This is a genomic window from Pseudomonas sp. S2_F03, assembly GCF_054668335.1.
This window is the reverse complement of record NZ_CP162759.1, coordinates 5,920,216-5,934,301: the sequence shown is the minus strand read 5'-3', so window position 1 is coordinate 5,934,301 and position 14,086 is coordinate 5,920,216. Positions and strand designations below refer to the sequence as shown.

6 protein-coding genes and 4 pseudogenes are annotated in these 14,086 nt (G+C 57.7%); 2 read left to right on the top strand and 8 right to left on the bottom strand.

Going from position 1 to position 14,086, the window contains the following annotated elements; translation table 11 throughout:
• Positions 1-10 precede the first annotated feature (10 nt).
• The 5 genes and pseudogenes from AB4N76_RS27930 to AB4N76_RS27910 all read right to left on the bottom strand — a co-directional run bounded on the left by AB4N76_RS27930 (position 11) and on the right by AB4N76_RS27910 (position 6,317).
• A pseudogene (locus tag AB4N76_RS27930) lies at positions 11-1,329 on the bottom strand (outer membrane protein transport protein).
• A gap of 163 nt (positions 1,330-1,492) precedes the next feature.
• Complete coding sequence (locus tag AB4N76_RS27925) at positions 1,493-3,394, bottom strand: acyl-CoA synthetase (protein ID WP_460163823.1); 1,902 nt, start codon at positions 3,392-3,394, stop codon at positions 1,493-1,495.
• Positions 3,394-4,350, bottom strand: a complete 957-nt coding sequence (locus AB4N76_RS27920; protein ID WP_046027401.1) for a fumarylacetoacetate hydrolase family protein — start codon at positions 4,348-4,350, stop codon at positions 3,394-3,396. Before AB4N76_RS27920 ends, AB4N76_RS27925 begins: the two co-directional genes overlap by 1 nt.
• 175 nt (positions 4,351-4,525) lie before the next feature.
• Entirely contained in the window at positions 4,526-5,617 is a 1,092-nt protein-coding gene (locus AB4N76_RS27915) for a VOC family protein (protein WP_046027402.1), read from the bottom strand.
• A gap of 85 nt (positions 5,618-5,702) precedes the next feature.
• Entirely contained in the window at positions 5,703-6,317 is a 615-nt protein-coding gene (locus AB4N76_RS27910; RefSeq protein ID WP_046027403.1) for a TetR/AcrR family transcriptional regulator, read from the bottom strand.
• 229 nt (positions 6,318-6,546) lie between these two features.
• Between AB4N76_RS27910 and AB4N76_RS27905 the strand changes: the two are divergent.
• A pseudogene (locus AB4N76_RS27905) lies at positions 6,547-7,813 on the top strand (NADH:flavin oxidoreductase/NADH oxidase family protein).
• Here the strand turns inward: AB4N76_RS27905 and AB4N76_RS27900 are convergent.
• Together AB4N76_RS27900 and mhpA are read right to left on the bottom strand one after the other, a co-directional pair.
• The gene (locus AB4N76_RS27900) at positions 7,802-8,449 is read right to left on the bottom strand and encodes a TetR/AcrR family transcriptional regulator (RefSeq protein WP_046027405.1); all 648 of its coding nucleotides are present in this window, start codon (positions 8,447-8,449) and stop codon (positions 7,802-7,804) included. The pseudogene AB4N76_RS27905 and the gene AB4N76_RS27900 sit on opposite strands and share 12 nt — an antisense overlap.
• A gap of 2 nt (positions 8,450-8,451) precedes the next feature.
• Positions 8,452-10,109: pseudogene (gene mhpA / locus AB4N76_RS27895) on the bottom strand (bifunctional 3-(3-hydroxy-phenyl)propionate/3-hydroxycinnamic acid hydroxylase MhpA).
• A 360-nt stretch (positions 10,110-10,469) separates the two neighbouring features.
• Between mhpA and AB4N76_RS27890 the strand changes: the two are divergent.
• A pseudogene (locus AB4N76_RS27890) lies at positions 10,470-13,362 on the top strand (ATP-binding protein).
• Here the strand turns inward: AB4N76_RS27890 and AB4N76_RS27885 are convergent.
• Complete coding sequence (locus AB4N76_RS27885; RefSeq protein ID WP_460163822.1) at positions 13,359-14,075, bottom strand: hypothetical protein; 717 nt, start codon at positions 14,073-14,075, stop codon at positions 13,359-13,361. The pseudogene AB4N76_RS27890 and the gene AB4N76_RS27885 sit on opposite strands and share 4 nt — an antisense overlap.
• Positions 14,076-14,086: the final 11 nt, after the last annotated feature.

Genomic DNA, 14,086 nt, shown 5'->3' with positions numbered 1-14,086 from the left:
GTCAGGTCGCTTAGTACCGATAGGTAGCCTGCACTGAAACTCCATTCGCACTGTTGTCGTAGTTGGCACTGTATTCAGGTTGAACACCGGAGTTGTTCGGCTGCTTTACGGAAACTTTGGAATCCCAGAGATAACCATAAGCAAAGTCTATCGTCAGATCGGAATTCGGTGAGTAAGCCCCCCCAAAGTCACGGCTTGGCGATTCCCAACCGGAATGCGCACGCTGCGATCGGCATTTCTGATTGGCGACGGGTCATAGGCGTAGCCTGCGCGCAACAGCCATTGTTGGTTCAATTGATAGGAGGCGCCAACTGCGGTGCTCCACGTGTCGCGCCAGTTCATTTCTTCGATCACACTTCCCAGGCCAGCCGCCTGCCCCACGGGGGAAAGACCGCTGTTGATTGCCTCGACCTTCTGGATCCGGCTCCAACGTTTCCAAGTGGTCCCCAGATAGCCCGTCCAGCGACTATTGAAATGATGGGTGATAGACGTGTCCACGGATTCGGGCATAGTGAGGTCAATCTTGTTGTCATACTTTCCGTCCAGAGGGATCACGCTCGGGGAGCCAGAAACCTCAGTATGCCCTTCGAGTTCATAGTCCACCTTCGAGTGATAGTTGATCCCCCAACGGGTTGCCTCAGTAAAGTCAACCAAGATGCCTACGTTGTAGCCGAGTGCTGTGTCATCGCCTTTGATGGTGACCAGTGTGTCCTCGCCGTTGTTCAGGGCGCCGGTGGCCAGGTAGTTTTGAAGCTTTGCATTGAAGTGGTTTATGGTCGGTCCGCCACCAATGGACACGTAATCATTGATCCGCCAGGCAATGGTGGGCTGAAGGGTAATCTCCTTTGTCGTGCTATAGGAACCATGGTAGCGGCCTTGAAAAGTGCTCTCGTAATCATTGATCAGACCACTCGGAGCATAGAGACCCAGGCCAATCGAAAAACGATCGTCAAGTGGCGTCGACATATAAGCGAAGGGCACAACTCCCAACGGCACGGAGTCCCCTTTATTCGTTCCTGTGGCACTGCTCTGTGCATCACTGATGTCGTCGCTCACCGAAACGACCGCCGCACCACCGGAAATCTCAGTGCGCTTCAACTTGGTCAAACCTGCGGGATTTCCATAGATGGTGCTGGCGTCCAGCGCGGAAGATGACCTTCCCGCATAAGCAGTTCCCGCACTGCTTGCACTTTGTTCGTTTAAGGCAATGCCATTGGCGCTGGCAATAGTGGAGGCACTGAGTAGTGCGATGGCGCTGCTGAATTTAATCCAGACAGCACACTTACGCTGAGCAGAGAGACACGGGATCACGCGGCTATTCAGTTTCATTTTCCACCTCTTGTTTATTGTTTTTGTTGATTGCACGCAGGCAAGGCTTCGCCGTCCTGTGCACTTCTCAGTGCCGGCTGGAGTTGATCGATGGTGTGTAAAACACCCTGGCTGAACAGCGCCAGGGAATGACTGCTGGACTTACAGACTGCGAATCAGGAACTCAATTAATCCACTCGACTTGAAAGCTGTAACGCCCCAAAAGCGGAGCCAGGACTTCCTGGTCGGTGCCGGCCCTGACGCAGGCAACCTGCCCACGACGATTGTCCTGCACGACTTCAACAGCAATATCCGAAAGCCCCAGACGTTCGACTTCCTGCAGGACTACTTTGGCAATCTCCCGCTGCTGCAAAGCCGGCTTGAATATCTTGCCCACGGCCGTCAGTGGCAGCGCGTTGAGGATTTCAATGCGCTTGGGAACTGCTGCCCGCTCGCTGATGTTGTGATGTGCGAATATCTGGAGCTCTTCGGCGTTGCACACTTGTCCGGGGCGTAGTTGAACGTACGCAACCGGCACCTCGCCCGAGTAGGCATCGGGGCTGCCGATTGCAGCGGCCAAGGCGACGGCGGGATGCGTCTGAAGAGCTTCTTCAATTTGCTTGGGATCAATGTTGTGGCCGCCGCGGATGATCAGTTCCTTCTTGCGTCCGGTCAGCCAGAAGTAACCTTGCGCATCCTGGCGACCCAGATCGCCTGTATTCAGCCAGCGCTGACCGTCGATATCGATCCAGAGGCCCTGGTTATGACGCTCCTCCAGATAACCCTCGAAGAGGTTCGGACCACTGATCGTGATGAGGCCGATCTCATCCACGTTGGCGTCGCGCAGGTACTCTCCCGAATCATTGAGCAGGACCGCGCGCATATTCTGGTAGGCAATCCGCATCCCGATGGAGCCGATATGGCGCTCGCCATGGGGTGGATTGATTGAAGAGACGCAGGCACCCTCGGTAAGACCGTAACCTTCAAGGATCCTCACCCCGGTCCGGCGCTCGAACTCCCGGAAAAGCTCAGCCGGCATCGGTGCGGCGCCACACATGGCAAAGCGAAGACTGGACAGATCCCGGCCTTGCCATTCATTTTGCAGAAGTGCGGCATAGACAGTTGGCACGCCGGAAAAGAGGTTGATGCCGAAGTGCTCGACCATCTCCCAGAATCGTGGGATCACCCCCTCGCCCCGATACCCCTGAGGCGTCCCGAGGATCACATGGTCGCCTTGAGTCCAAGGCATCAGCCCAGTCACCAGCTGGCCATTGACATGAAACAGCGGCAGGCCACAAAAGATAACCTGGCCACCACTGCGTGGCTGCAAGTGAGCCGCTACGGCCCATGCGTTGAATACTTCCGAGCCATGAGTACGCGCGGCGATCTTGGGGAGCCCGGTAGTGCCGCCCGTACAGATGTAGGAGGCGCACTCATCCTGACGAATTTGTCGACCGCTCTTCAGGTGTGTGTGCGGCTGAGTGTTCATCAGCGATTGCCAATCGTGGATCGCGATGCCGCTGTGTAAGTCTCGTTCCTTCAGCGCCACGGCTTTCAGAGCTCCACGTACAGGTTGCGCGACATAGGGCTCCATGCTGACCCAGACAACAGACTTGACCGTGGGCAACTGATTCAGCTGCGACGCCAATTTGGGCCACAGGTCACTGCCCGCCATCGGCGCGAGCGTCACCACCACGGATGCCTTCGCGGCATTCAACAAGCCAGCCAACTGCTTGGCTTCAAGCAGAGGATTGATCGCCATGGCAATCCCCGCCGCCTCCCCGCCCCATAGAGCGAAGTGGGTTTCCGGCAGGTTGGGCAGGATGAAGGCAATCACCTCGCCCGGTTTTATGCCCAGGTCATGGAAGGCATTTGCCGCGCGGGTGATATCCGCGAAAAGATGGGAGTAGTTCCACTTGTAGGTGCGTTTGAAATCGGCGGCATCGGCGAAGAAACTGAGCGCTGGTGCCTCGGGGGAGCGCTCGGCCGCCTGACGCAGAACTTCATAAGTGCTGCTAGCCAGGCCACGCTCCGACAAGGGGACGCGTTCGAGGGTTTCGATGTCATCCAGGGTCTGCACTACCATCAGGCTTCCCCCACGACGCGGTTGCGTTGTACGCCGAGGTCGATCACACCGTCGGCGCTGCGAATGCGCGCCTCGACCACGTCACCGGCCTTGAGGTACTGCGTCCGGCCTTCCTGCGCCTTGAGGAAAAGCTTCCACTTGGTGGCTTCGGGCAGCAGGGCTGCAATGCGCATTTTGGCAGGCGAAGGGATCGTCAGGGCACAGCCGGCAGGCGTACCGGTGGCGATCAGGTCTCCAACGGCGAGATCTTGCAAGGCGGAGAGTTCAGTCAAGGTTTCAGCGGGGCCGTAAACCAGATTGGCCGTGCTGTCGTTCTGTCGCACCTGGTCGTTGACTGTCAGGCGTAGCTGCAGTGCTTTCAGGTAATGCATGCTCTTGGCATCCAGAAGGCAGAGGTACGGGCCGACCGGGCCGAAAGTGCGGTAGCTCTTGCCTTTGTAAAACTGCATCTGGGGAATCTGAATGTCACGAGCCGAGTAGTCGTTGACAATGACGACGCCTGCTATGAACTCATGCAGATTGGCGTCTGTGACAGCAATAGCGCCGGTGATTGAGCGCTTCATCACAAGACCCAGTTCGATCTCGTAGTCAAGGAAGCGCACGTGGCGCGGTTTGATGAGGTCGCTGTCAGCCGCCACCAGGCAACTCGTCGCCTTGGTGAAGATCATATTGAATTTCTTCGCATCCGGGTCCATGCCCGACTCGATCATGTGCTGGCGGTAATTGGCACCCTGGCAGACGAACTGCTGGTTACGGGTGACCGGAGACAGCAGTTTTACTTCACCCTCCTCCAACTCCGAACCTTTCAGTTGAGCGAGGTCGTCGATACTGTTCTGGCGAATGAAGTCGCCGGTGGTTTCAAAGACACCGGGAACAACTGTGATACGGCCCTGGCGTAGCACGCCCCAATGGATACCATTCTGAAATTCAAAGCGGACTACGTGTACTGCAGACATTGAAGGCACTCCTGGAGCGGTGTTTTCCCCGTGCTCGATGGCACGAGAATTCTGGTGTTGTTCTGAGGGCGGGCTGGTAACGCTGTAAACCATCGAGACGCCGGCGATCACAGCGCCGGCTTTGAGCACATCGCGCCGGCCATATCTGATTGAACGGCCTGACATGGCGACAGCTCTACCCGAACATCCGCATGAGTGTTACCAACTTTCGAATGGTCAGGTCCGGGCTGCGTCGCAGGTTGCGGATCAGCAGTAGCAGATTGGCCAGGCTCATCTTGGGTTTGGTAAAACTCTTGGGCATGCGCTGCCCCCACTGCGCCATTGCCTCGGGGCTGACCGGATGAATGCCCGTAGGCCGAGTGGCCGTGAAAAGATCCCCGTCGCAGTAGTGCTCGTGCTTGTCACCCCAAGGGTCTTGCCAGTAATCGAAGATCTGACTGCCCAGAATGTGTCGGCCGATACCCCATGAGTGCTCCCAGCCGCGGTCGCGCAAAACGCGCTGCCCCATACCCACGGCGTCTGCATCGACGACTTCATAGGCGCTATGGCTGTAGGTAGCCATGAACCCTTGCGCAATCGCGAGCGTGTGGTGATCCGCGGGAATGTCACCGAGATCAAGGCGCATGAAAGTGACGATAGGCGTGCCATCGGGAAGTACCTGCACATCGCTGGGAATAAACCCGAAATGCTGCGTATACCAGGCACAGGTTGCTTGATAGTCGGCCACTTCAATGACGATGTGGCCAAGCTTGAGGACTTCAGGGGGAGCAATCGGCGGGCGCTGCGTGGCGTTGATTCGCGGTTGTTCCGTCGCCAGATTCCAGTTGAGAGGAGTTCTATGGGCCAGCGTCTTGCATGGCGTCTGGTCGCAGACGGCTTCCACAATGAACCCAGAAGGATCCGTCAGTCTGACGTAATACCCTTTACCAGGATGTTCCGATTTCTCGACCGATGACGCACCCGGGATTCGAGTGAGCTTTTCCAGTTCGTCCAGAGACTGCACGGCAAGTCCGAACCCGATGAAACGTGCATGTTCGGCCCGTTGGACACGGTAACAATATGCAGTGGCGTCAGTGGCCCGCATATAGAGCGTATCGGCCTCCTGCCGACTTACCGCCAGGCCGAAGTCAGTCAGGAACCGCGCCGCCTCATCCAAGTCCGGCCGCTGGAAGATCAGGTGCGTCAGATCCCGGGCCTTGACCGTCGGCTGAGGATGCCGGGCGGGCTGTTGCGTCGCCAACCGATGCAATTCGATTTTATTGTTCATTGTTCTTGTTTTCCGGTTTTTTAGGGCAAAGCTGTCCCGAACCCCTGAAAATTCAGGGGTTTATCCAGTCAAGTCAGTTACGGATTTAGTCGAGAGATGAAAGTGCCGGCAACTCCATGGTCGCCAACGCACGCGCCTCCTCTGACGGCACACCCAATGCCCGCAGTACCAGCTCGGCGGTATCAGAGCCCGCCTCGCGCCACGTCCGGTGACCTTCCAGTACCAGGAAAATCGAGCCGAGTACGCTGCTCGATATCAGCGTCAGTACCGAGAGCAATTGCTCCTGCGCAAACGTGTAGCGCCCAGTGGTAAGCCCGCTCAGGAGATCCCTGGTCGCCTGGCTGCTGAACATTTCGCGCAACGCAGAATTGCTCATGGCAAATTTATGGATGAACGCGCCCCACTGGGAGTCTTCGTGCGCTCGGCGAATGAAGAATCGAATGCCATTGGCCAGGCGATGAGCAGGATCCGTGAGGGAATTGAAGCTCTTGTTGACGCGTTCATGCATCTCCCTCGCGAGATGACTGGCAACCGCCTCGAACAGGCTTTCCATGCTGTCGATGTTGCTATAGACCGTTCCGCGCGCCACGCCGGCCTCTTGTGCGAGGTCGAGAATATTCACTTGTGAGGTGCCTTTTTCAGCGAACAGGCGAAAGGCGGCTTGATGAATGCGGCGTTGTGTTGGATTCAGGGATTCCACGGTTCTCTCTCCAGGATTACCTTATGGGTTGATTGAACACTCGTGTTCATTTTACGTCAACCATATTTTTTAGCATGTTGGTTTCTCTGTCTGAATAATGGGCTTAAACCTAAATAATCCGATTGTCTTGATCGATGATGCCGGGTCAGAAAAAGTGCTGCACATTGACACAACTGAACACGCATGTTCAATTATGTTGACTGACTCTTTATCAGCTGAAGGACAGAACATGACCGGCTCAAATCTCTTCAAACCGCTTCGATTGCCCAACGGCACGGTGATTCCAAACCGGATCGCCAAGGCTGCCATGGAGGAGAACCTTGCCAATGAGGATCACGCTCCAGGGGGAAGCGCTGGTCAAGCTCTATCGGAGTTGGGCGGAGGGTGGTGCCGGTCTGATCATCACCGGCAACGTCATGGTTGACCGTCACGCCTTGACCGGCCCCGCTGGTGTAGTGCTTGAGGATGATCGGAACCTGGGCAAATTCAAGCTTTGGGCCGAGGCTTGCCGCAGCCGTGGGGCCCACGCCTGGATGCAAATCAATCATCCCGGACGGCAGCTGTTGGCTTCAATGGGGCAATCGGCAAGGGGGCCTTCCGCAGTGGCGGTCGATATCCCCGGACTTTCAAAAGCGTTTGTGCCGCCCAGGGCTTTAGAGGAGCAGGAGATCGAAGAACTGATCGAGCGCTATACCCAAGCGGCGGTGCTGGCCGAGCGCGCCGGATTCACCGGCGTGGAGATTCATGCAGCGCATGGCTACCTGTTCAGCCAATTCCTTTCGCCCTTGACCAATCGGCGCGAAGACCGCTGGGGCGGTAGCCTGGAAAACCGCGCGCAAATTCTATTGAAAACCATCGACGCAATACGTCAGCGAGTGGCACCGATCTTTTGCGTCGCGGTGAAGCTCAACTCCGCGGATTTTCAGCGTGGCGGGTTCAATGCCGAGGACGCGGCTCGCGTGGTGGAAATGCTTAACGAGAAGGCGGTCGACCTGGTCGAATTGTCGGGTGGCAGCTACGAAAGCCCGGCCATGCAGGGACAGACCCGCGATGGCAGCCGCTTGGCGCGAGAAGCCTATTTTCTTGAGTTCGCGGAGAAAATAGGAGAAATAGCGTGCATGCCGCTGATGGTCACCGGCGGCGTGCGTAGAAAGGAGGTCGCCGAGCGAGTGGTGAGCGGCTCGGTGTCGATGGTCGGACTTGCTACTGCGTTGGCAATCGAGCCAGCCCTGCCGAAACAGTGGATGGCGGGTCGCGACATTAAAGTGGAGCCCATCCTCGTCCGATGGAAGAACAAGACGTTGGCGTCACTTGCCGTGGCCTCGGTGATCAAGAAGCAACTCGGCTTGCTGAGCCAAGGAAAACGGACAAACCCCGAGACGTCGCCACTCATGGCGTTGATCGGCAATCAGTTGAAGGCTCGTCGCCAGGCGAAGAGCTATCGGCGATGGATTGATCAAGCCTGGCAAAAGGATGACATCCGTTCAGACCGGTAGCGGCTTGCCGGCAATCTTCCTGGCTCTGGCAGGCGTGACGCCCAGAGCCTGGAGAACCATTTCGGCAACCCGCAGATCGTGCTCAGCCACCGCCCGCCCCTCGACAACCGAGCGCATGGCTCCGGTTGTGCACGACAAGACAATATCCAGAGCGACACCTTCGTCCTCGTAAGCAAACGTGCCCGCTCGCTGTCCCTCACGCAGATCGCCCAGTACATGGTCAGCCAGACGCGAGCGCATTGCCTGGTCGAAATGGATGATGCGCAGCAACGCATTCGCCCATTGCTGGTCGGCCGCCGCCCGGCATACAAACATGCGCACGCCGATCGAAAGCCTCTGTGCGCCGCAGTGCACGTCCCTGCTCATTGCGGAAATGGCATCGGAGAACTCGGCGGCCATGGCGATGCCCACCGCCTCCAATACCTCGTCGCGAGTTCGAAAATAATTGTAGATGGTGCCGTTGGATACCGCTGCTTCCGCGGCGACCTCGAGCAATGCGATCTCCCCCACTTCCTTACGTGCAATAAGGCGTAATGCCGCGTCCACGAGACCGCGACGGGTGCGCTCACGTTTCTTGTGACCTCTCGTTAGAGGTTCTGGCGCGTCAGATTCTAAAGGAAGAGTGGGGGAATGCATTATCAAGCTCGCAATCTAATGGGCTGGTTGATGGTAATGGAAACGCTGTCCGGAGTGGCGTCTTTGCCGGCCAGCAAGCGCCTGCATTCCTGAAGGAGATTGCCTGCCTCTGCGCCAGGGGCGTGGTGCATGATGATACGGTCGGGGCGAACCGCGACGAGCGTTCCCTTGGCAGCCAGCGGCAGGATCTCATGGTTCATGTCTTCGATGAAGTCACAGCTGCCGCCGGAGCGTTGGCCGCGAGCTCTGACCTCTAAAAAGTGACCTCCCATTTTTTCCCAGGAAACGATCTGTTCAGGGGTCAGCAGTGACAACGGGTCAACACCGAATCCAACCAGGGTCAGGTTGTCTCCAAGCGCATCGTCACTCAGTTTGATCTGCTTTTTCAGGTTGCGTATCCAGGCCTGGGAAACAAGCTGCCACGCACCAGTTTATCGCCCCGGCGATGCTGTACGAACAGGCCGTGCTTGAAGGTGTTCTTCGGCTTGATGTCCAACTGTTCGAAGTACCTCCTGGTAGCGGGAGTCAACGCCAGCGTACGCATCAGGCCGTGGATAAAGAATGCGGCGATCTTGTTCTTGGGCATCACCAGGCGCCCCATGAGTTTCGCCAGATTGATCATCGCCTGGGCGTGGGGACGGCGTTCTACGTCATAGGTCTCAAGTATTGCAGGCGTGGCATGGCCGCGAAGGACCCAAGCCAGTTTCCAGGCAAGGTTGGAGCCATCCCGAAGTCCCGCGACGAGACCTTGCCCGACAAAAGGGGGCGTGATGTGCGCGGCGTCGCCGGCGAGAAAAACGCGCCCCTGGCTGAATCTGTTGCAGCACCGCGCGTGGAATCGATACACCGCCTTGCGCTCGATTTCCAGTTCCTGCGGGTTGATCCATGGCGCGATCAGCCGGGCTATGCTTTCCGGGCTTTCCAGCTCTTCCCGGGACTCGCCGGATTGCAGCATGAACTCCCAACGCTCCCTGCCGCCGGGTGCCGGCATGTGCGGCGTTGGGCGCAGCGGATTACAGAGAAACTCAATGTGATCAATCGCTGACTTATGCCGGTTCTTGACGTCGACAATCAGCCAATCCTCCGCATAGGTCTGTCCTTCGAACTCCTGACCAATCAGCGCTCTGACCCTGGAACTGGCGCCGTCCGCACCGATCAGGTACTGGGCGCGGACAGTATGCGAGTGCCCATTTTGATCCCGTACGGTGGCGACCACGCCCTGCGCTTCTTCGACCAGACTCTCCAGCTCGAAACCACCCAGGCTGGTCACTGATTTCAGCCGGGAAACCTGGCCACGCATCGCTCGTTCGAGGTCGGGTTGATAGAACGTCACAAGCTTGGGATGGCCGTCGATACACCCCTCGGTATTGGCCCGACCGAATTGCCCGAGTACCGGTGAGTGCATCTTCACTTCAGGGATGACGATCTTCTCGAAAGCGTCTTCCGACAAACCTGCGAGTTGCAGGATGCGTAGCGCCTCGTTGTCCAGGGCAATGGCACGAGGCATCAGTACGATTTCATGGAGCTTATCCAGCACCAGGGTCGTAACCCCGTAGCGGCCGAGCAGCGCCGCGATTGTTGCACCAACCGGACCGTATCCGACGACCAGCACGTCAACGGCAGAGGGAGGCAATTCGGAATCTTTCTTGTTGTTGTTCATTTCGAGCCCTTGTTGTGATTGAAGTCGTGAGGCGCGCAGGTCTCATCGTCAGGCAGACTCAAGGTATGCAATATTGAGAGATATTTCAATATTGATGTTTTTGTCATTATTTTTTGAGATCATTGAAAAACCGTAATGTGACCGACCGGACGAGCTGAGATAAAGGCGTCAGTGGCCGCGTTAAGGCGCGTGGCGTGAAGTTGCACGTGTGCCAGTTTCCGACCGACGACGCTTGGCTTCAGAGCCGATCAGCGTTGTCATGTCAGCAATGGACCAGGACGGCAGGAACATTTTTTTCAACGTTGAATCCCGTGCGAAACTTCAACGCACTACCCTGTTTCAAGTCTTTAGGAATCAACCGTGGCGCGTCCGCAGCCCCATCCGTCCCCTTCGCCCTGCTTGACTTTGGCGAGTTCGAACTCAACGAGACTAACGCTTGCCTGTTGCGTGATGGGCAAGCGGTGGCGTTGGCGCCGACCCCCTTTCTGTTGTTATGCGTGCTCGCCCGCCAGCCGGGGTCGTTGGTATCCAAAGACGCCTTGCTGGATGCCGTGTGGGGGCATCGGTTTGTCAGCGATTCTGTCCTGAAAACGGCCATCAGCGATCTGCGCAAAGTGTTGCGCGATGACCCCAAGCACCCTCGTTTTATCGAGACGGTGTCGCGGCGTGGCTATCGCTTCATCGCCGTATCGCCCCCTGCTGCTTCGATACCGCCTACTTCCATGGCAGTTACGGCGACCGACACACATCCGTTTCCGCCATTCATCGGTCGCATTGACGAGGCCTCGAGGCTGAAGCGGGCGTGGGAGCGAGCCGGTGTTGGCCAGCGTGCCGTGGTCTGGCTTGCTGGAGAACCGGGGATCGGCAAAACCACATTGATCGAACATTTCCTCGCCGGCCTTGGCGGCATCGCCTGCGCACGCGGCCATTGCATGGAGCACTTCGGCACCGGCGAGCCATACCTGCCGGTGCTGGAGGCATTAGCCGATCTGTGCCGCAACGACCCGAGCCTGCCGGCGTTGTTGCGCGATGTGGCACCCACCTGGCTGCTGCAATTGCCGTGGTTGAGTAGCACGCAGGAGCGAGACGCATTGCGGCGCGAGCTGGCCGGTGTCGGCCCGGAGCGCATGCTGAGGGAATTCGGTGAACTATTGGACCGCTACACAGAGCTGCGCCCTCTCTTGCTGGTCACCGAAGACCTGCACTGGAGCGACCGGGCGACGGTCCAGCTCATCAACTACATGGCGCGACGACGAGGCCCCGCCCGGCTCATGTGGCTGTCGAGCTTCCGCCTTGCCGAAGTGGTGGCGCTCGACCATCCGCTCAGCTCATTGCGACACGAACTGCGACTGCAACGCTTGTGCGAGGAAGTGGTGCTCGACCCTTTTCGGAAACCGAGGTCGCCGACTATGTGGCGCTGCGTTCAGCCTCACTGGCACGCGATGAAGCCTTCGTGCGCGCCCTGCACGAACGGACCGACGGCGTGCCGTTGTTCGTTTCCTCGATCATCAGTGAAGTGATGGATGCAAAAGAAGACGAAACCACCATCGAAGCTCGACTGACGGATCTGGCGGTTCCCGACAACCTGGCCGCCATCATTGATCACTACATCGCCAAGCTGGGTCCGGAGCAACGTGCACTCCTTTCGGCGGCTGCGGTGTGCGGGGCCGACTTCCGGGTTGAGACGGTTTCGCTAGCCCTGGGGCGCAATCTCTCTTCAGTGATCGGCGCCTGTGAAGAACTGATGCGTGAGCAGGTATGGCTCTCACATTCGCGGGCTCCCGATGTTGACGAGGCGGTAGAGCCTCCTTACTCGTTCCGGCACGCCCTGTTTCGCCAAGTGCTGTATGACCGCACGCCGCGTTCGTTGCGCATCGATCTCCATGGCCAGGTGGGCACTGCCCTCGAACGCGAGCGCTCGGCCGGTGTGTCGGTTGCGGCCTCGGAACTGGCGATGCACTTCGACCGTGCTCGGCTGCCGATGATCGCGCTGCGCTACTACGCCGAGGCCGCAGAAGCCGCGCTACAGCACTTCAGCCCGGACTTGTGCATCGGCCTCACTGAGCGCGCCCTGATCCTGCTTATGCATGCACCCAAAGGGGTGGAGCGCGATACGCTCGAAATTACCTTGGCCACGTTGCAGGGGGTTTCGGCCTTCCACATGTTCGGTGTCGGCAGCGAAACCAAGGGGGCTTTCGAACGTGCGTACACACTGCTAGCGGATGTACCCGAGCACCCTATGCGCGGGCGCCTTCTGCACGGATTCGGCTATCTGCTCGGTTTGCGCGGCGATTATTCGCAGGCTTTGGAAGTGGCAGTGCGTGCTGAAGCGCTGTCCCGGAACGCAAACGATCAAGTGCTCATGCTGGCAGCATGCATCGTTCAGGGCGAGGTGCATCACCTCCAGGGTCGTACGAAAACGACTCGCCGCTGGTTAGAGCGCGCCCTCGCGATCGCCGAGCCGCTGGACATCGGGACCAACGAGATCTTTGCAGCGGATCCCCAGGTCATGCTGCACGGTATGCTGGCCATCGAGCTGGTGCGTTCTGGCCTGATTGAGCAAGGACGAACCCATATGCAGCGGGCACGAACCCGCGCACATGCGCTTCGACAACCCATGACATGGCTGGTCGCTGCATGGCAGGAGGTGTTGATCGAGGTACGACTGGGAAACCCTGTGCGTGTAACAGTGTTGGCTGACGACATGCAGAAGCTCGTCGATGAAAATTCCCTCGCACTCGGGCGCACGGCTTGCCGCTGGTGGCGCGGCTGGGCCGACGCACGCAACGGTGCACCCCGCGACGGCTACCGAAATATCCGCGAGGCGTACGAGGAACATACCGGACTCGGCATGCGCTCCGGTGCCAGCGAAGTACTCGGCTACGCCGCCGAAGCGCTGCTACTGGCAGGCGATTACGACGCAGCGCACGTTGAATTGCAGGAAGCCTTCCGGGTGGGAGAGGAACTGGGCGAACGCGTATACCTGCCGCAGCTGTTGCTGCTGGAGGCCGCGATCGCGCGAGTTCAGGGTCGACCGGATGCCAGCAGCGTGGCGGTGCGGCGTGCGATTGAGGAGGCACGCGCCCAGGAAGCATCGTGGCTGGAGCTGCTCGCAAGGGTCGAGCTGTGTGAGCAACACGACGCTACCACTGAAGATCACCAGGCATTGGTGAGGCTGATTGACCAATTGCCCGAAACGCATGGGACTGAATTGGTAAAACGTGCGCGCGGCCTCATTATTTTCAGGCCCTAAAATTTGTCACCGCTATACAGATCAACCAATTCCTCTAAAGAATTAATTGTATTCTCCATAATCGTTAATTCTTTTTTAGCTTGAAGCTCCAATAATTCAACATTCGAAGTCAAACCCAGATCGTTCCGGATACCAATGAGAACTGAAACCTGAAACTCAGCAATGTCCTTGACGTTTGGCAACAAGCGCTTCAGCAAATTAAGACGCTCTACTCTCACCCGTGTTTCAGCACCGTTCAGCGCCAGCCTTGCCTCTTCCGACTCGTTAAAATAACGTTCATAAGACCCCATCACCGCGTCAATCATTTTCGAATCTGTAGGTGGCACTTCTTTCAACCTATTGAGCTCAAGCAGCACTCGCTCGGACTCAGAAACTGCGCGTTCGCACTTTCTTCTCCAGCCATTTCTGTCACTGATAGCCTTACCAAGTACCGCTCTACTGAAGGCGGACTTCATCAAAAGATCGTTATATTTTGATACCAGCTCACCGACTAACGATGCCGTCACAGGCTCCGCCACTAGCTGAATCTGCGCGGCAACGGAAAAGAAATCGCTTAAACCAGGGCTAACGGTGAATGACTCATCCCTATCGGAAGGCTCGATTAATGAACTCAACGCTTTCGGCATTTTTTTCGCCGCATCCAGGTAAACATCTCGCCTTAGCGACGCGGTACGCTCTTGAGACTTTATGGTCGCATCATGATTAAGTTGCATTTCCAACCGCG